Raw genomic sequence first — 18,497 nt, 5'->3', positions numbered from 1 at the left:
ATGATCCACTAAATAAAAAAGGCTCGGAAAATTTAATTTTTCCGAGCCTTTTTGGCACTAAATTATTAGTTATGAAAGCTGGTTAAGGCTTTGATTACGCTTACGGATATACGTGAAGAGGGCTAAGTTAAATAACATAATTAAGGTCCCCGCTACAAAGATACCAGAATAATTAAAGATATTAGCTAGTAAGGCCCCAAGCAATGGTCCTAAGACCGCCCCGATTGATTGGAAACTTTGGTTGTATGAAAAGACAATACTTGTTTCACTCGTCTTCGTATTACGGGTGAGCAATGTTTGGACAGATGGCAACATGGCCGCATCTGAAATTCCCGTTAAGAACCGTAAAATCATTAGTTCAGGAATATTTTGCGTCAGTGAAGTCAACAAGAAGATAATGGCCGCAAAGCTAAAACCAAAAATCAAAACTTTGTGTGAGCCAATCTGGTCACCAAGACGCCCAAAGCGTGGGGCGGCAAGGACGGTTGATATGCCGGGCATGGCCGCAACTAGTCCCGCTACGAATGTAATCGTTGCGGGATTAGCGTTTAATTGGCGAACGTATAAACTCAAAATGGGATTAATTGACATGTTAACAATTTGGACAGCCATGGTAGTAATAAATAAGATTAAAATGAGTTTGTTTTGCGTGACATCTTTAAAGGTTTTTTTAGCCGGTAATTGGCCATCCTTTGAAGGTTTGGGGGCAACAAAGGTTTCTTTAACAAAGAAATACGTCAACACAAAGACAGTGAGCATGATGATACCAGTAATATGAAACGACATCCGGTATGAAAAAACACTCGCTAAGGCGCCCCCAAGAAGTGGGCCTAACAAAGTCCCAGCCGTCATCCCCGTAACGAGAATGCTGAGTGATTGGCCGGCATGCTCGCGCGGTGTTTGGGTGGCAATTAAGGCATTTGAATTGGAAACGTAGCCACCAAAGGCTCCTTGTAAGGCCCGTAAAAACATTAATTGCCAGACATTAGTTACAAAGCCCATCAAGAAAAAGACAATTCCCATACCTAATGAAGCCCGCAGTAACATTAATTTGCGGCCTTTGCGATCGGCCATGCGTCCCCATATCGGTGAAACTAGGGCCATCATTAAAAATGATACTGAGAAAACAATACTACTATAAACTGTTAATTCCGGCTTATTGTAGTGACCAAGTTGGTCAATAAACAATGACAAGAAGGGCATGATTTCACTCATCCCTAAACCCGTCATGAAGACTCCAAACCATAAGACGATTAAGTTACGCCGCCATACGGGGAGACTATTTAATTTGGACATATCGGCTACCTCGAAATGATTATAAACACATCTCTGTAAACTAATCATTGAATGCAACGTAGAAATGATAAAGACCATCAAAATAGGGCAAGTTATGTGTTCAGTTAACATTAAAACTGTGTTTTTGCGAAATTAAAGCGGTTATGCTTTGAAAAATAATCAAAAAGATATGTCGCATGAGCTTTACAAAGCGTAAACAAATGGCAACGCAATCTTAATGATTATCAATAACAACCTTAATGATGCAATTAAAGACGCTGACCGTTGGGGTCAACAAGTAGTTTACAGATGATGCTACAGGGTAATTACTAAGAAAATATACACTGACCAGTTCCGAAGTTCAAGTGATTAGTGAAAGCTTTAGCAAAGCATAATTAATTTCCATCAGGATAATTAAGCAGCCTGTACGATGATTGAAGGTGAGGGATTGCAAAAAAGACGAGTAAAAAGGCCAGGAAAATTTAATTTTCCTGGCCTTTTTATATATTGTAAATGTAGCGATTTTCTGGCACTTGGTTTGGGGCGGTTACTAGTTAGTGGTTAATAACATGGTATAAATCAACACTGGCCACCCGGATAGTTTGTAAACTACCATTTGTGGTCAAAATAACGGTGTTTTTTAGTGATTTAGTATTACCGTAGTACGAACCATAGTAACTTAAATTAGCGGCCGCGGCGTGAATTAAACCATATTGGATGTACATCCCATTAGTATAAGCCCGTGAACCAGCTGGGAAAAAGTCTTCCAAGCGGTTTTTAGGAATTAAGGTGCCATTCTCAGTCGCAACAAGGACTTTATAAAAGTCACTTGTACTTTGGAAAATATCACCAGAACCATAGTCAGCTGAAACAATCCGGCGAATATCAGTAAGATATACTTTCTGTGCTAAAACCGTATTTAGATTTTCAGGATAGGCGATATTTGGATTAGCTGGTAATTTATTATAGAAATACGTTTCCTTAAGGCCTAAAGGTTGAATAATATATTGTTCAACGTTTGCCTGATAACTTTTACCAGTTATTTTAGTAATAATCCCAGCTAGCAAGGCATAGTTAGCACTTGAATATGACCATTTAAAAATCCCCGTTGATTTCAAAATATGTTCATTAAAACTTAACTGACTTTCTTCACTGCCTAATGGTGAAACTGGGAAGATATCACCACTTTGAATCCCTGAAGTATGACTCAATAAATTCTGAATTGAAATCCGATCAGCAAACCGGATGTCGGGGTAAAACTTTTTCAAACGGGTGTCTAACGAAAGTTTACCATCGGCAATTAAGTGATCTAAAATAATTCCGGTATACATTTTTTGAAATGAAGAGATGGGGAACAAGGTATGTTCATCAATTACCGTTTTAGTAAGCACATTTGAATACCCATTAGTAACAATCACCGGTTCATTTGAATTAACCGTCGTTGAGATGACAATCCCATTTAACTTTTGTTTGTTAATGATTTCGCGTAACTTATGCTGCGCGGGGGTATCATTTTTAGGATCTTGCAACACTTTTGAGGTATTTGGCGCAGCTTTAATGTGCGCATCAGTTGAACTTGGTTGTTTCTTGGTTGCAGTAGTCTGTTTAGTTTGATTTTGATGGTAGGCATGAAAAAAGTAACTACCCAAGGCCCCACCACCAAGAACTGCTACTAGTAAAATACTAATAAGGGCGCGACGGGGACGATGATTATTTGAACGATGATAAGTTTCACGACGATTGGCCATAATAAGAATGCAAACTCCTAAAGTTAAGATTAAAAAGAATACAGTGGATGCTGTAAGATGCCTCAATGTAATTTGAGGCTATACTACAATATACCACTGCTTTTGATTTTGTTTTACCATTATTTTAAAACGAATCGCCGTCGCTACCATGGGGTAAGCCTAAAATGACATGCTTAACGTGAGCGATTGTAGCTTCGATAACCTCTAAAATATGCGGATCATCAAGGCGATAGTGCACATGTTTACCAACTTTAGTTGAGGCAACAAGTTGATGCTTTTTTAAAATGGCCAATTGATGCGAGACACTAGGTTGATCCAATTCAAGGACTTTTACAATCGTCGAGACATCAAGTTCATTATTTTCAAGGGCATACAAAATGCGAATGCGGGTTGGATTACTTAGAACTTTATAAATGGCCGCTGTTTCGGCAAGCTCAGCTGCACTTAGAGCTTTTACGGTCGCCATCGCGGATCTCCTTTGATGCAATAAATTAGTGTGTAAGTTGAATAAGGTGTGGTACTAAATTACTTTCCAAAATTACACCGACTCCAATTATAACATAAATTAAGCGCGTCGCAATTTCACCGTACTTTTCAATGGCATTACCAATAATTGGCAGGTTATCGATTTTTTGGGCGAGAATTGTTGATAAAATCATTAAGATCGTGATGTACACTGCGCCAAGGAGGGTTTCAGGAATGGTGAGGCTACTTAAAACGGGAACATAAATGGCCATATTATCCGCCCCGCATGTCCCTAAATAGACGGCGGTAACGGCCAAAATGGCTGACTTTTGCTTAGTTTCACTAGCTTCTTCGTCATCGCCACCTTTAAGCGCCATGAAAATCGGAATTAAACCTAAAATTCCTAATGACCAGGCGGGGATGAATTCATGCAATGTTTGACTAATGGTAGCGGCCACAAACCATAGGAATAACATTCCAATCCCATAACCAATTAGGGCGGCTTTAAAACTATATTTCTTTAACAAAAAGAGCAAAATAACAAAAAAATCTAGGTTAACCCCAACAAATAGTAGGGTAAGTAGTACAATATTCATTTCTCCACCTCGTATATATAATATATGTTGCATGTGACATATATTATATTAGTTGAATTTACGTTAATTTACAAGGATAATTAAAAGAAAAAATAAGAGGGCTTGTGGTAAATGCAGTTAATTATTTCACCAACGAAAACAATGCGGACGACTAAAGTCGACTTCCAAAACTTAACGCAGCCGCAATTTAAAGCACAAATGCTACAAATTTGGGCGCAATTGCAACGCTATTCCATTGACGAGTTACAAGCGTTATGGCATTGCAATTTAGCCCTAGCAACCCAAAATTTTGGCCGTCTCCATGACGATGCCCTAATTTCGGGACCAGCAATCTTGATGTATCAAGGGCTGCAATTTCAAAATATGCAAGTGGAAGCGATGCGTCCCACAGAGTTGCAATACTTACAAGCTAATTTATGGATTGTTTCCGGTATGTATGGCTTGTTACGGCCGTTTGATGAAATTCAGCCGTATCGGCTCGAGATGCAAACACGCCTCGCGATTGGCGAACATAAAAATATATATGCCTTTTGGGCCGATCGTTTGTATCAGACGTTATTTGCCCAAAAAGCCAGCCAACCAGCAAATCTGATTGTTAATCTAGCATCTAATGAATATGCCAAAAGTATCAAAAAGTATCTGCATGCTAGCGATCGGTTCATTGACGTTATTTTCTTGGTTAAACGCAATGACAAGTATGTGCAACAAGCAACGATTGCTAAACAAGCGCGCGGGCGGATGGTGCAATTTTGTGCTATCAATCAAGTAACCACGCTAGCACAAATCAAAAAATTCAGTGAATTAGGCTTTATGTATGATACAACTAGGTCAAATGAGCGTGAAATTGTGTTTATTCAAGTATAATCTAACAAAAATTTGTACTTATATGTAAATATCGCGTAAATTTGTAGTAAAATGTTTAGCGGTAGAATTTTCTCAAAGATAGGATAAGGAACATACGATGACAAACAAACGACCAATCGTAATTGGGGTAACTGGGGGCTCTGGTTCAGGTAAAACAACGGTTACCAAAGCGATTTTAGATGATTTACAAGGCGAATCAATCTTAGTCTTGCAACAAGATAGTTATTACAAGGCACAAGATCAAAAGACAATGGCTGAACGCCGGGCCAATAACTACGATCATCCAGATGCATTTGATATCGATTTATACATTAAAGATATCGAAAGCTTACGTAATCGTGAAGCGGTTGAAGCACCGGTTTATGACTTTACTGTTTCAACACGTTCAACTGAAACGCGCCATGTTGAACCCGCCGATATTATTATTTTAGAAGGGATTATGGTCTTTTCAGATGCCCGCTTACGTGATTTGATGGATATCAAAGTCTTCGTTGATACAGATGATGATATTCGTTTTATTCGCCGCTTACAACGAGATGTTGTTGAACGTGGTCGGACGGTTGATTCAGTGATTGGTCAATATTTGGCAACCACTAAGCCAATGTATCACCAATTTATTGAACCAACGAAACGGTATGCTGATTTGATTGTTCCTGAAGGTGGTGAAAACCAAGTCGCAATCGATCTTTTAACGCTCAAAGCGCGTGATATTATCGCCCAAGCTAAAGATTAAGTTGTCGTTAAAAATAGCGTCCCCGATGAAAATCGAGGACGCTATTTTTAGGTAAAAGAAATTATAAAGGAGCTTAAAGCTAGCTGAATTGGGCAAATCCGGCGACCTTTAATTGGATGCAATAATTAATTTAGAAGTATGGGCGGTACCATTAGCGTTAGGTACAAGCAATATTGTAGCAAGCTTTTGCAAAGAAATGGTTTAAAAAAGGTAAAGAAGCGCTTTAATTATTGTAAGGGTGGCCGATATATTAGGTATTATAGTGAAATGAGGCTCTTTTATGTTAAAACCGAAGCACCTAGGTGTTGATATTCGCCCAGTGACCGTTGCGGATGCACCGGTGGTATTAGGGTGTTTGCAAAGAATTGATGCGACGGCACCGTATTTATTGTATCAACCTGGTGAACGCAACTGGGATGTCGATACAACTGCAATGGTAATTGATCAAAGTAGCCAGAGTGGCGTTTTTTTCGGGGCGTTTGCGGACCAACAAATGTGTGGTTATTTATTACTACAAGGTTCAACCTTACAAAAAATTCAACACAGCGCCCAAATTGTAGTCGCCGTTGATGCAACGTATCGGCATCAAGGAATTGGGCAGCGCTTATTAACCACGGCACTGGCATACGCGCAAGACCAAGGATTGCACCGCTTAGAATTATCAGTCATCCCCGAAAATACGGTCGCCAAGCACCTGTATGAAAAATTGGGTTTTACGGTTGAGGGGATTAAAAAACAAGCCATTCAGCAAAGTGATGGTTTTGCGGATGAAATGATAATGGCTAAACTCCTAAAATAAGCGGGCGTTTTTAGGTTCATTTAATCTTGCGGCAGTAAACTACTGATATTCCTTAGAATACAATGTTATTTGAAAAACTATTTAATCTGCAAAGAGGCTGGCCGAAACGTAAATTTCGACCGGTTTTTTTGTGAAAAAGTTAGTAAAAATTCAAAATCTTTAAAAATTTTCTTCTCAACGTTAAATGTAAAAGCTATAATAAGTACACTAATACGTTAATTAACGTGCAAAGGAGTATAGTGGATGCAAATAAAGACGGATAATTTTACAATTCGGCCGTTTACCGAGCAAGAAATTCCAGCATTTACAAAATATCACAATGATTTAACTTGGATGAAGTATCAAGGATTCAAGGGGCTCTCAGCGGAAACATTTGCCCAAGAACTACTACAACCAGTTGATTTATACGAAGGGCACCAATTTGCAGTTGTTAGCAATGATAATAACCAAGCCTTACTTGGTGATATTTACGTTCAACGTGATGGCCAAAAATTCTGGTTAGGTTTCACAACTAATCCCGTTTATGCCCGTCAAGGCTACATGCATAAAGTGCTCCAAGCGGTGATTTCTGAAATTCATCTCGATCCGGTCATTGAAGCCGTCGTTGCGGCCGTCGAAACGGAAAACGAAGCTTCAAGTAATTTACTCAAGAAAATTGGCTTTCAATATGTTGAAACTGAGGATGATGAAGATATTTACACCTTTAAGTTTGCATAGTTGTTAATTTTTTAAGTTCATTTAATCTTGTACGCTTAAGATGATATCAATCCCCTAAGGATTAAAACTTTCATTCATAAATTTACTTACAAAATACCCCTCTGATATGCTGCCAACATGTCAGAGGGGTATTTGTTTTAATTATTGGGCATCGCTACCGACGGCGACTTTAGGTTTGCGCCCCCGTTTAGCGGGTGTTTTAGGCGTGACGGCAACTTCCTTGTTAGGATCAGTAACGATTAATTTTCGATATTCACGTGGCGTAATGCCCGAAACGCGTTCAAATTCTTTGATAAAGTGTGATGAGTCATAAAAGCCAAGCATTTCCGAGATTTCATACGTTTTTAGTTTGGTATTCATCCGCAAAAGACTGTAGCTCGTGTAGATTTTTTGTTGATTAATATATTCAATCGGCGTGATTTGCAAATCATTTTTAACGATACTACGCAATTGATTAGGCGTGATATGCATTTGCTTGGCAATATCATCCGTTGATAACTTAGTGAAGATGTTTGTTTGGACAATTTGCTCAAATTGGCCAATTTCAACTTTGTGGGCTTGTTCCGGCGTCGCTAAAATATCCAGTAAGAAACGATCAATGAAGGAATTAGTCGGTTCGTGGGCATTTTCCACTTCTGTTAAGAATTGATCACAAATGGCGTAAATTTGATTAGCATCTAGGCCCGCCGCAATCGCTAGTTGGCCAATAATGACAATTAAGGCCACACTCATATATTTTTCAGATAAAATTTGGCGACTTTGGGCCGTAGGGTAAAGGGCATTACTTTTACGATTAGCAAAAATAATGACGCGGATAATACTAACACACTTCGCATAATCCCGAGCCTTGAGGCCATCATTAAACATGTTATAGAGCAGCTTACTAGAAGTCGCATTAAAGAGTAACGGCATTTGTTTAACGATTAATGGTGGGGTGGTGCTAGTGATTTTTTGATTAGTAACGACGCGTTCACAATTAATGGTGGTATCGAAGACATTTTCCAAAACGTATTTGAAAACGGTTTGGAATTGATCAGCGATGCCCGAGGTTGCTTTATGTATATTCCGTTGTGGTTTCGATGGCGTTAAAATCAAATATTCATCAAGTTTAACAATATAATGCAATGTTTGATGATCAATTAGGCAAATCGCCGTATGACTTTTATCAGTAAAATAATCAATGATAACTTGTTGTAAATTTTGTTCTAGATTAAGTGGCTTAAAAAAATCTTGCAAGTTAGGAGTTGTTGTATAGGTAAAATGCAAAGATTCGCCAAGTAATGCTAGAGTTTGTAATTTATTTGTATTCATATTACCCCTCATAAGACAACGTATTTTAGTAAAAAGTAAGTAGCTTTCTGGCTTTCGTTTTACTGCAATCAATTATATAATAATATTGTGATTTAAGGAAGCGCTTTCATTAGAAAGAAATTATTTTTCTAAAAATATTATACCATTTTTAAATGTTGATGAAACCTTTTTTTAAAATTAAATTACAAAAATAAAGTGAAAGTGGCGCGACTAAGCATTCGTTTTGGTGACTTGACCACCAATGAGGGAATAATAATGGAAGATGCTAGATTAACACAATTAATTAGTGAAATGACATTAGCGGAAAAAATTGGGCAGTTAGTGCAATTAACCCCCGGTTTTTTCGGTGCCGAATATGGGGATGTGGTTACCGGACCAGAATTGAATATTAAAATGGAGCACGTTGATATTTGGGAAACGGGATCAGTTTTAAATCTGTCCGGGAAAGGAACGTTAGATCAGCTACAAAAAACATACTTACAAAAAAGTCGCCTTAAAATTCCACTACTGTTCATGAATGACATGATTTATGGTTATAAAAATGTTTTTCCAATCCCATTGGCATTAGCGGGGAGTCATGACGAGCAGTTATTGGAATCAATTGGCGCCTTTTTAGCGCAAGAAGCCGCCGCTGATGGGGTGCATGTCGTCTTTACCCCGATGCTGGATGTCGTACGTGATCCACGCTGGGGGCGGGTGATGGAATCGCCGGGTGAAGATGTCCACACGGTCGCCGCATATGGCCGCAGTTTAGTGACGGGCTTACAAGGTAACTTGAGTCGCGATGCCAAGATCGATCTACACCACGTCGCAGCCTGTATTAAACATTACGCAGCCTATGGAGCCGTGGAAGCGGGCCGTGAATATACCGCGGCTGATTTATCACAATACAGTCTGTTAAATACGTATTTGCCCGGATATCTAGCCGCCGTGGAAGCCGGGGTTAAACTGGTTATGACTGCTTTTACGGTTGTCAACGGCATGCCGGCTTCCGTTGATAACTGGTTATTAGGGGAAGTGTTACGCAAGCAAGCGGCCTTTAATGGGGTTGTTATATCCGATTATAATGCCTTAAATGAATTAATTACGATGGGGTATCGGGATGATGATTTAGCCGCGGCCAAAGCGGCCTTATCAGCCGGGGTTGATATTGACATGATGGCCACAATTTTTGCTAATGGGATTACGAAGTTAATTGCCGCAGAGGCCTTAGACGAAGCGTTAGTTGACCAAGCGGTTTTACGCGTGTTACGGCTAAAAAATGATTTAGGTTTATTTGAAAATCCATATCGGGGTTTTGATAATCTTGGTAGCGAGGAAGAATTTACCCAACTTAGTCAACGAGCAACGGTTGAAAGTAGTGTCTTGTTGAAAAATGACGCAGCCCAGTTACCATTAGCAAGCGGTGAGCAAGTCGCGCTCATTGGACCGTTTGCTAATTCACCATTAACATTGGGGCTCTGGGGGTCCATTAATGCTGATTTCAGTAAGGTTAAAACGTTAAAAGCCGCCTTAGAAGCGGCCCATGACGACTTTACGTACGCCAAAGGTTTTAACATGTATGATGCTAAAGTTACCGCCACGGAAATGGGGAGTCAATTTGCTAAAGCTGAAAGTGAAGCGGCCCAAACAGATGCTGAATTAGCGGCAGAAGCCTTAGCAGTTGCTGCCAGTGCGGATAAAATTGTCTTAACGATCGGTGAAGATTTCTTACAATCCGGTGAGGCGGCTTCCAAAACGAATCTGCATTTAGCACCGACTCAAGTCAGTTTAATCAAAGCGTTACACGCCTTAGGTAAACCAATGATTGGGGTCATTTATACTGGACGGCCATTAGTCTTGACCGACGTTGAAAAATATTTTGACGCCTTGTTATTAGTTTGGTTTCCAGGAACCAATGGGGGACTGGCAATTCGCGAAATGTTATTTGGGGCGGCGACCCCCAGTGGTAAATTAGCGATGTCTTGGCCCCGGAGTGTCGGCCAAATCCCACTGCATTATGATAGTTTACCAACCGGGCGCCCATTAACCACGGCGAATGCGAATGAACGGTTTGTGTCTAAATATATTGATTGTGACAATACGCCCTTGTATCCATTTGGTCATGGCTTGTCGTATGGGCAAAATAATATTACTTGTGAGTTAACAAAGATCACGTTTAATCACGCAGCTGCGACCATTGAGCTGACGTGTCAAGTTAATAGTGATACCGTAGCGGTTGAAGATGTCTTACAAGTGTACTTACAACAACCTAAACAAGCGGCGGTGATTTTACCGACCCAAAAATTAGTGGCAACTAAGCGGATTAGTCAACAAGCCAACCATGCGTTGACCATTAGCGTGCCATTAGCAGAACTCGGCTACTATGATAATCAAGGGACCCAACATCTCGATGATGGCGCTTATACGTTTGAAGTTGGCTTGAGTTCCGCTAATCTGTTAACTAGTGGCACGGTGACAGTTACCCAATAGCTTAGTTACGGCATGGCGGACTTTAATCTAGAATTAATGTCGGATAATTATAATAAAAGCTATTCCTTGAAATTAAACGAGTTAAGATATTGAACAATTTTAATTCAAATTAACAGTGCTTAGACATACGTCGGGCTCAATCAAGAAAGCTAACAAAGCGACCTGGCGAAATTGATTTTTCCAGGCCGTTTTGTCGATTACGGGGTGGGCATTGTGGTAACTTTAAAAACATGCTTTAATGAAAGCAAGGATTGAAGTTAACTGAGGAGAAGGTGTCCATGACAGATATATATGAATTAGCGTCCACGTTTCATGAAAAGTTTGATGACCGTAAACCAGACCATCCTAAGCCGTTAGAGTGGCAAGAAGCAATTTACCGGTCGGGCTTTGTGTTAGAAGAATTAGTCGAATTTATGGCGACCACGTGTCCCAATGAAGAACTATTTACCGCCGCAATGGCGCAATTCCAAGCGTCCTTTGAACGGGCCCAGACGAAAATGCGCACTAAAAAGCGTGAACCACAACCAACGTTAGTTAAACAAGCCGATGCGTTAGGGGATGTTATTTATTTGGCGTATGGGACGGCGGTTTTAATGGGGCTTGATCCGCAACCAACCATCCAAGCAATCCATGAGTCAAACATGGCTAAGTTATTTGCCGATGGACAACCCCATTTTGATCCACAAACCAATAAAGTCATGAAACCCGCCGATTGGGAAGCTAAGCATGCCCCTGAAAAGCAGATTAAAGCGGCTGTTTTAAAGCAAGATCCGCAAGCACAATTAGAATTATAAGCGCACAAAAAGGCCCGGAAAAATTGATTTTCCAGACCTTTTTTACATATATGAGACTATTAGAGTACGTTTTTAGCAGCTAAGTCAGTGAGGGCATCGCCATCAACTCGGTAGACAGTCCAGCCGTCCATGGGTTTGGCACCCATGCGCTTGTAAAATTCAATTGATGAGGTATTCCAATCTAAACACCACCATTCAAAACGGCCGTAATCACGGGTAACCGCTAAGTTAGCTAGGTAGGCTAATAATTGCTTACCAAACCCAGCGCCCCGGAATTCAGGCTTAACATACAAGTCTTCAAGGTAGAGCCCCGGCTTACCAACAAAAGTAGAGAAGTTGCTAAAGAAAAGGGCAAACGCAACTGGTTGTTCATCAACTTCACCAATAATTACTTCGGCTTTATGGTCTTCAAACAAAGTTTTACGTAAAATGGCTTCGGTGGCCGTTACTTCGCTAAGTAGTTCTTCGTAATCGGCCAATTCTTTAATAAATTGAAGAATCAAAGGTGTGTCTTCGACAGTAGCTAAACGGACGTGTAAATCAGACATGGAAAATTCCCTCACAATTTTTTAATAAATTTAATATGACCTTTATTATAACTTATTTTAAAGAATTTTCAGCAAAGAAGTTTTAAATATTTGGCAGTTTATTTTAATGCTGAGCCGATTAGGCAAGCGAGTTGCAAATGTGGTAATATTTAAGGCAAATAAATAATGTTGGCCATTAATGACCACATAGTTAGGAAAAATAATGAAGGCATTTAACCAAACCGATGCGGCTTACGAGCAACGTTTACGGGATCTTGAAGTTCAATCAACTGAGATGGGGCAAATCGTTACCTTACCGGGAACCCCTGCCACAATTGATGAGTGGCATGCCGCAATTAAACAACGCCAACAACCATCACCACGGGTGGTCGCTAAATTACAGCAGTTATGGGATGAACATGACTATCAAGGCTTGGCGCATTTGTTACAGTTTACCCCCGCCAAATACAGTGTCGTCCGCCAGCCAGTTTCAGTTGTGACGAGTCACCGGCCAATTAGTCGCTTATTAAGCGCCCAAATCTATGAACTGACTCCTGGTACAGCGACGCATGCGTTAATCTTTTTACATGGTGGGGGCCTTGTTAATGGGACCGCTGAAAGAAATGCCGATTGGTTACAATATTTATTAACACAACTCGGTAGTGACTGGTTGATTGTCAATGTCGATTATCCACTAATAACCCAAATCACGCTGCCAACTTTACTAGCTGAAATCACCCAAGTTAGTGCCGTTGTGCACCAATGGTTACCCAACGTTAAGTTATATTTAGCCGGTGAAAGTAGTGGGGCAGCGTTGGCAATGCAGACTGAGGCCGCTAATCGGTCGTTGATTAACGGACAAGTCTTAATATATCCGCAGTGGCAATTTGGTGGGAGTACTCAGCCAAAACACCCGTTGGCCTTACCGTTGTTAAATGATTTCAACCGGATGTTAAATGTCCAAACGGCGTTGATTAATCAACAAATTGCGGCGCCACTCAGTTGGCAACTAGATACCACCATGCCGACATTAATTATTAAAGCTGAACATGATGTCTTTAATGCTGACTTAGCCACTCGGATTACTGGTCAACAACCGCAGTTACAAATCGCAGTGTTTCAAGGGCTAATGCATGGTTTTATTGATTACTTTGGTGTTTTACCACAAGCCCAAGTTGCTGCGATGCTCGTCAGTGAGTGGTTGCAACAACAATAAGGGACCGGCAGGAGAAAACGATGGGAGATGGAATGATTCAATTAAGGTCGCTCGTGCATGCTACTCAATCAGAGGCCCTCTTAGATGTGTTTTTAACCGTCAATGATCCCGCTTATCTGACTAATCAAGCTAAAACCTGTGTTGAAGCAAAAGCCTTAGCTGGGTTAGCCCGTCAACTCTTACGTTTGCCTGATTTTGGGATCGCAAAGCAAGGCGGCTATATTCTTAATTTTCCGTTTACGTATGACGTGCGGGAAGAGTTTGATGTCTTACGCTTTAGCCGGGATACGGTCTTAAATATTGAACTAAAGAGTCAATTTCCTCGTAAAAGCTCGATTATCGCCCAGTTACGCCGGCATAAAGCGATTTTAGATGTCCTGGGCAAGCAGACCATCTTGTGTAGTTTCATTCGCCAAGAAAACAAACTATATCTACTGCAAAATGATAGCTTGATTCCAATAACCTTTCGGCAATTAGGAAATCTAATTACCGATGATTACTTACTCGAAAATGAATTAGCAATGCTGTCGACCCCGGCTAAGCAACGGGCGGCGAAACAACATGCCCGCAAGGTGGCCGCCCAAAAGCAACAATTAGCCCGGCGGCCCCGGTTAAAATTTAGTTTTAAAGAGTAACCACTTGGTGGGGCAAGGTAGTATCAGAAAAAAGACGTGAAGCAGCAAGGGTTTTCTGATACTATTAAAGCATTACAAAATAAAGCTATTTGGAGGGTGCCACACTTGAATAGGAACTATATTGATAAAATATATCAGATAATTTTAGATGTCGCGATGATTGCACTAGGTGTGATTATGATCAGCTTCTTTGGTAAAGAAATCTGGAATTTAGCGAGTAGCCTAATGGATGGCGGCACATCGGTGAATTTTTATAAAATTTCAGAAATGATTCTGGAAACCTTTATGTTTTTTGAATTTGCTATTTTGACCCGGGAATATTTCGTTCAAGATCGGATTTCATTGCAGAACTTTATCTATATTGGTATTACGGCGATGTTGCGGAATTTACTCGTAATCCATAATGATACGTTAGATATGTTGATTCAAGCGGCTGCAATTGCCTTATTAGTGATTGTGTTTATTGCCTATAACTTGTCTAAACGGCATATCTTAACCCAAAAGCACCATGATGAACGTGACGGGAAAATTTTTACGGAAGAACATCCTGAACACGATTTTTAGATGAATAACAGGACAAAAAAGCCAGGAAAATTTATTTTTCCTGGCTTTTTTGGTTATGCTAGCTGGCGCTGCCACGTTGATGATTAAGTTATGAACCTGAAATCACCGATTGGACAACATTGATGGTTGGCACCGTTTTATTTTGTTTATCAGCTGTTTGATACGTGGTGCGTTTACCTAAAATACCCGTGACGTTCAGGGTGTTACCGGTATGAATCGTTTCTTTGCCGTTAAAGATCATGATATAGACATCTTTAGGGGCACTAGTATCAAAAGCGAGGACAAACGTATGGCCCTTACTATCACCGACTTGCGTAACTTTGGCTTGATTTAAGCCAAACGCCTTTGAAGCTAACTTATCAGACGCAATTAGTTCTTGATAGGGGTATTGTTGGGCGTTTGAGAATGTATTAACCATGGTTCCTTTGGCTTGATTATTAGGTTTACTGCTAGCGCTACTTGCACTAGCGGCACTTTTGAGCGCTTCAGGCAACGCCGGGGCTTTTTTTTGAATGGCTGGTTTAGTATTAGTCAAGATGGTTGTATTTAGGTTAAAGAGCCAAATACCACCGATAACACTAACAAACATGACCATGGTGCTACCGATTAATGCCCCCCGTGATTTTTGGCGCATCTCTTTGACTTGCCGCCACCGCAGCGTATGAGCAAGGCTGGAAACAAAGACGATTAACGCAATGACAGTAACAGTGAATAAAATAATCGCAATAATTTTCACGATAACCTCCAAGAGCTAAATATAATTTATAGATAGTTTAATTATAACATTTAACTTCTCTGTAAGGGTTGTACGAGGGTTAATAGAATAAAAAGTTAAGTAATTCGGTGGGGCCATGGACTGACCGGAAGCATTTTTAGACAATAAAAAACAGATAATAAAGTCTAAATAGGGGGGAAGACTCTACTATCTGTTTTTAAGGGGGGATTTTAACTAAGAAACAACGTTACCGCTGTTATATGTACTAGCTTGTATTTAGCTAATTATTTAACCTTCTAATTAAACAGGGGGGTGTTCGATTAGATAACAGATAAAATGGGGGGATCTGTTGAAAAGGTCATATAAATAAAAAGCGTTAATTACAATTCGTCACATTTCTTCTTTAAAAACCAGTCACTATTTCTAGCAACGTATTGAATATACCTTTTTTTGACCAAATAGTCAATTGTTTAACCTATAAAAAATTTAAGCACTTATGATAATTTTAAATGATAGCGCTTTCGCAGTACTGATAGTAACGAAAAACCGTTAATTAACATTCGTAACCGTTGCGCCTTTATCGAAAACGACTTTCCCATCGCGGATTGAATAAATCGCTTTGGTCGGATTATTTGGGTCCATTAGACTAACGGTGATTCCTTGACCAAATTGTTTACGGACGTTGTCATCAGTTTCATTAACTTTGTTTTTTAATTCGTGCCAAAAATCAAACTTTTTAAGCGGTTTACCAGTACTTAAAATATCCCCGATTTGCTCACCGGTACCACCTTTGAGCACGATGTTAATGTGTTTGGGGTCGGGTACGCTAACGCCGACGCGGTCTCTTGTAATATGGGCATTCGTTTGTTTGTCAATGGCGCGTTGAATTTCATTGGCGCGTTGGATTTGTTGGTAGTGGCGTAATTCGATACCACCAATGAAGGCGACCACCAAGACGATGATAATGCCAAAGATAACTTGCGGTTTTTTTAGTTTAAACATGATATCCTTTAAACTCCTTTCACGGTTAGGTACACACACACGGTATGTTACCAATAACTTATTATGATAATAACTAAATTCAAGTAATAAAGTCAATTTAGGTTGCTTAAACGCAACTAAAAATTAAGATTAGTGTGACTTTTTGCTAACCCGTTTGGCGGCTGGGGTGGTTTTAGCAGGTACAACAGGGTCCGTAGTCATTGCTAAAATGTGCTTAATCTGGGTACAGTCAACGGCATAGGCGACCATCATAATTAGTAAGGCAAAGACGGCATATGCCTGGTTGGTCGCAAGTAAAATGAACAGATCTAAAATGATATATACGACGACATCAATTAAGTAACTCCAGCGACCAAATTTAATAATTAAACGTTCACGAACTTGTTTGGGCATTAAAATGAACAACAATAATAAAATATATAAGACAAGCGTACTCATCAGCAAAGCCTCCAATAGTAATAATTAACTTAATCATAGCAAATTTAACTATTTTTTGAAAGCGGTTACGGTTGCGTCAGAACACAAAAAATGGGCTGAATTTTAATCGTTCAGCCCATGCATTAAATTATTAACTTAATAGTTTATTTGACACGTGCTGGTTCAACAGCTGGTTGTGCATCTTCATCATCACTATGGATGTTTTCTTGAATTTTGTGGACCCCATTAGAAGTGGCTTCCTTAACGGAATCAGTTAAGTCACTAGCTCGGTCTTGGAGCGAAACGTTGTTTTCAGCGAATTCAGCTTTGCCTTGGACATCAATCACACGAACGTTGACTTCTACTACGGTCAAACCAGTCATTTTCTTAACTTCGCGGGCGATGATTTCTTTAATTTGGTCATATAACTTGTGAATATCGCAACCGTATTCCGCAACGATGTTGAGGTCAACAGCAACTTCTTCTTTACCAACTTCGACATCAACACCTTCAGTTGGGTTTTCAGCGTTCACCAGCTTGTTTTTAATATTGGCAATAAGACCACCATCAATGGCGAGGAGGCCTTTGGTGTTTTCAAGTGAAATGCCGACAATTTTTTGAATAACTTTATCATCAAATGATAATTCACCATCAACGGTTGTCTTAGGGGCATCTTTAGCAGTTGTATTATTAATTGTAGTCATCGTATATCTCCTTATTTAGTTAACATTGATTTGATTAAAAGAATAAGATCATTGGGTGATAACTGATGTTTTTGCATGTAGCTACCACACCACCAACCTGCACCGGCTAAAAACAGTAGCAACAACGTCCGCCAGAAGCCTAATACCAAAAATAAAACGGCAATTAGCAATCCGGTGAGTAGGCCGATAACAGGAGGTTGTTTTAGTAAATGCTTCAATGGATTACCTCCTTTTTAAACGACGCGTGGGCGTGCTTTTTCCTGATGCGGCTTTTGATGCATGAGAATCTTAGTATGAATCTTGACCTGTTTATCACCAATAAAGTTGGCTAGCTGGTGATTGAGCTGTTCGGCAATTGCTTCAAGTTCGGGTTTTAACGCCGCCTCACTTTCAGTGGTGGCTTTAATCCTAATCTTAACTCGGTGCTTAGTTGTTTTAACGTTAACTTGCGGATTAACTAAACCAGCATTGCGCACGGCGATAGCAGTAAAACTAGCGATACTTTTGTTACTTAACTCAAGTTGGCCGGCGGAGTCTTTGTGTAACAATAACTCGAGGCGCGCGATTGGCGCAAATAACACAATTAACCAGATTAATAATAAAATACCCAATAAGATGAGACCGGTGTTAAATGAAACCGCAGCCCAAGCAATTTTGGGGATGTGCAGCTTTGGTAGGAACTCGTTGATTGCTTGGAGGGCTTGGTTAAATTCACGTGGCCAAACAAAGTTAGCGACGGGTATTGCATAAAAAATTAGGAGAAGCGACAAAATAAATTTTTGCCATTTTTTCACTTTACCACCCCCTCAATTGATGGAATATGATTTGCAATAGCATGAAACGGTGGAAAAAAAGACCGTAGTGAGAAGTCAATTAAGTTCCCATTACGGTCATTCTAACAAAAGTAATTAAAAAAAGGTTATTTGCGGATTAGCTGCATAAT

General features: G+C 40.0%; 21 protein-coding genes. 9 read left to right on the top strand and 12 right to left on the bottom strand.

Going from position 1 to position 18,497, the window contains the following annotated elements; all coding sequences use genetic code 11:
- Positions 1 to 69: 69 nt before the first annotated feature.
- The 4 genes from LQZ75_RS02570 to LQZ75_RS02555 all read right to left on the bottom strand — a co-directional run bounded on the left by LQZ75_RS02570 (position 70) and on the right by LQZ75_RS02555 (position 4,084).
- Entirely contained in the window at positions 70 to 1,296 is a 1,227-nt protein-coding gene (locus LQZ75_RS02570) for an MFS transporter (RefSeq protein WP_349304979.1), read from the bottom strand.
- Positions 1,297 to 1,829: 533 nt separating this feature from the next.
- On the bottom strand, positions 1,830 to 3,023 hold the full coding sequence (locus LQZ75_RS02565) for a serine hydrolase domain-containing protein (RefSeq protein ID WP_230096281.1): 1,194 nt from the start codon (positions 3,021 to 3,023) through the stop codon (positions 1,830 to 1,832).
- 124 nt (positions 3,024 to 3,147) lie between these two features.
- Positions 3,148 to 3,489 (bottom strand): ArsR/SmtB family transcription factor, encoded by a 342-nt coding sequence (locus LQZ75_RS02560; RefSeq protein ID WP_230096280.1) that lies wholly within the window; start codon positions 3,487 to 3,489, stop codon positions 3,148 to 3,150.
- A 25-nt stretch (positions 3,490 to 3,514) separates the two neighbouring features.
- Positions 3,515 to 4,084 (bottom strand): cadmium resistance transporter, encoded by a 570-nt coding sequence (locus LQZ75_RS02555; protein ID WP_230096279.1) that lies wholly within the window; start codon positions 4,082 to 4,084, stop codon positions 3,515 to 3,517.
- Positions 4,085 to 4,195: 111 nt separating this feature from the next.
- Here LQZ75_RS02555 and yaaA point away from each other — a divergent pair, with 111 nt between their 5' ends.
- From yaaA to LQZ75_RS02535, 4 genes are all read left to right on the top strand, one after another.
- Positions 4,196 to 4,948: a peroxide stress protein YaaA gene (gene yaaA / locus LQZ75_RS02550; protein ID WP_230096278.1), complete on the top strand. Its 753-nt coding sequence runs from the start codon at positions 4,196 to 4,198 to the stop codon at positions 4,946 to 4,948.
- A 97-nt stretch (positions 4,949 to 5,045) separates the two neighbouring features.
- The gene (udk, locus tag LQZ75_RS02545) at positions 5,046 to 5,681 is read left to right on the top strand and encodes a uridine kinase (protein ID WP_230096277.1); all 636 of its coding nucleotides are present in this window, start codon (positions 5,046 to 5,048) and stop codon (positions 5,679 to 5,681) included.
- Between the two features lie 280 nt (positions 5,682 to 5,961).
- Positions 5,962 to 6,480 carry a GNAT family N-acetyltransferase gene (locus LQZ75_RS02540; RefSeq protein ID WP_230096276.1) on the top strand — a complete coding sequence of 173 codons (519 nt, stop codon included), beginning with the start codon at positions 5,962 to 5,964 and terminating at the stop codon, positions 6,478 to 6,480.
- Positions 6,481 to 6,723: 243 nt separating this feature from the next.
- Positions 6,724 to 7,197 (top strand): GNAT family N-acetyltransferase, encoded by a 474-nt coding sequence (locus LQZ75_RS02535; protein ID WP_230096275.1) that lies wholly within the window; start codon positions 6,724 to 6,726, stop codon positions 7,195 to 7,197.
- Between the two features lie 141 nt (positions 7,198 to 7,338).
- Here the strand turns inward: LQZ75_RS02535 and LQZ75_RS02530 are convergent, their stop codons facing one another.
- Entirely contained in the window at positions 7,339 to 8,508 is a 1,170-nt protein-coding gene (locus tag LQZ75_RS02530; protein WP_230096274.1) for a helix-turn-helix domain-containing protein, read from the bottom strand.
- Positions 8,509 to 8,763: 255 nt separating this feature from the next.
- Here LQZ75_RS02530 and LQZ75_RS02525 point away from each other — a divergent pair, with 255 nt between their 5' ends.
- Complete coding sequence (locus LQZ75_RS02525) at positions 8,764 to 10,980, top strand: glycoside hydrolase family 3 N-terminal domain-containing protein (RefSeq protein WP_230096273.1); 2,217 nt, start codon at positions 8,764 to 8,766, stop codon at positions 10,978 to 10,980.
- A gap of 278 nt (positions 10,981 to 11,258) precedes the next feature.
- Complete coding sequence (locus LQZ75_RS02520; protein WP_230096272.1) at positions 11,259 to 11,774, top strand: pyrophosphohydrolase domain-containing protein; 516 nt, start codon at positions 11,259 to 11,261, stop codon at positions 11,772 to 11,774.
- 59 nt (positions 11,775 to 11,833) lie between these two features.
- Here LQZ75_RS02520 and LQZ75_RS02515 read toward each other — a convergent pair whose 3' ends face one another.
- A complete protein-coding gene (locus tag LQZ75_RS02515) occupies positions 11,834 to 12,322 on the bottom strand; it encodes a GNAT family N-acetyltransferase (protein ID WP_230096271.1) in 489 nt (162 codons plus the stop codon).
- Positions 12,323 to 12,524: 202 nt separating this feature from the next.
- On the opposite strand from LQZ75_RS02515, the gene LQZ75_RS02510 reads away from it, so the two are divergent.
- The 3 genes from LQZ75_RS02510 to LQZ75_RS02500 all read left to right on the top strand — a co-directional run bounded on the left by LQZ75_RS02510 (position 12,525) and on the right by LQZ75_RS02500 (position 14,716).
- Positions 12,525 to 13,517, top strand: a complete 993-nt coding sequence (locus tag LQZ75_RS02510) for an alpha/beta hydrolase (protein ID WP_230096270.1) — start codon at positions 12,525 to 12,527, stop codon at positions 13,515 to 13,517.
- A 20-nt stretch (positions 13,518 to 13,537) separates the two neighbouring features.
- Positions 13,538 to 14,152, top strand: a complete 615-nt coding sequence (locus tag LQZ75_RS02505) for a hypothetical protein (RefSeq protein ID WP_230096269.1) — start codon at positions 13,538 to 13,540, stop codon at positions 14,150 to 14,152.
- Between the two features lie 105 nt (positions 14,153 to 14,257).
- On the top strand, positions 14,258 to 14,716 hold the full coding sequence (locus LQZ75_RS02500) for a phosphate-starvation-inducible PsiE family protein (protein ID WP_230096268.1): 459 nt from the start codon (positions 14,258 to 14,260) through the stop codon (positions 14,714 to 14,716).
- Between the two features lie 88 nt (positions 14,717 to 14,804).
- Here the strand turns inward: LQZ75_RS02500 and LQZ75_RS02495 are convergent, their stop codons facing one another.
- From LQZ75_RS02495 to amaP, 6 genes are all read right to left on the bottom strand, one after another.
- The gene (locus LQZ75_RS02495; protein WP_230096267.1) at positions 14,805 to 15,452 is read right to left on the bottom strand and encodes a hypothetical protein; all 648 of its coding nucleotides are present in this window, start codon (positions 15,450 to 15,452) and stop codon (positions 14,805 to 14,807) included.
- A 528-nt stretch (positions 15,453 to 15,980) separates the two neighbouring features.
- The gene (locus LQZ75_RS02490) at positions 15,981 to 16,433 is read right to left on the bottom strand and encodes a hypothetical protein (RefSeq protein ID WP_230096266.1); all 453 of its coding nucleotides are present in this window, start codon (positions 16,431 to 16,433) and stop codon (positions 15,981 to 15,983) included.
- A 129-nt stretch (positions 16,434 to 16,562) separates the two neighbouring features.
- Positions 16,563 to 16,871: a hypothetical protein gene (locus tag LQZ75_RS02485; RefSeq protein WP_230096265.1), complete on the bottom strand. Its 309-nt coding sequence runs from the start codon at positions 16,869 to 16,871 to the stop codon at positions 16,563 to 16,565.
- Between the two features lie 143 nt (positions 16,872 to 17,014).
- The gene (locus tag LQZ75_RS02480; protein ID WP_230096264.1) at positions 17,015 to 17,554 is read right to left on the bottom strand and encodes an Asp23/Gls24 family envelope stress response protein; all 540 of its coding nucleotides are present in this window, start codon (positions 17,552 to 17,554) and stop codon (positions 17,015 to 17,017) included.
- A gap of 11 nt (positions 17,555 to 17,565) precedes the next feature.
- A complete protein-coding gene (locus LQZ75_RS02475) occupies positions 17,566 to 17,772 on the bottom strand; it encodes a DUF2273 domain-containing protein (RefSeq protein ID WP_230096263.1) in 207 nt (68 codons plus the stop codon).
- A gap of 15 nt (positions 17,773 to 17,787) precedes the next feature.
- On the bottom strand, positions 17,788 to 18,348 hold the full coding sequence (gene amaP / locus LQZ75_RS02470; RefSeq protein WP_230096262.1) for an alkaline shock response membrane anchor protein AmaP: 561 nt from the start codon (positions 18,346 to 18,348) through the stop codon (positions 17,788 to 17,790).
- Between the last annotated feature and the right edge of the window lie 149 nt (positions 18,349 to 18,497).

It is taken from the genome of Periweissella fabaria (genome assembly GCF_918814575.1).
GTDB classification, from domain to species: domain Bacteria; phylum Bacillota; class Bacilli; order Lactobacillales; family Lactobacillaceae; genus Periweissella; species Periweissella fabaria.
Note: the sequence above shows the minus strand (reverse complement) of the source record. Positions and strands in the feature narration are given on the sequence as shown.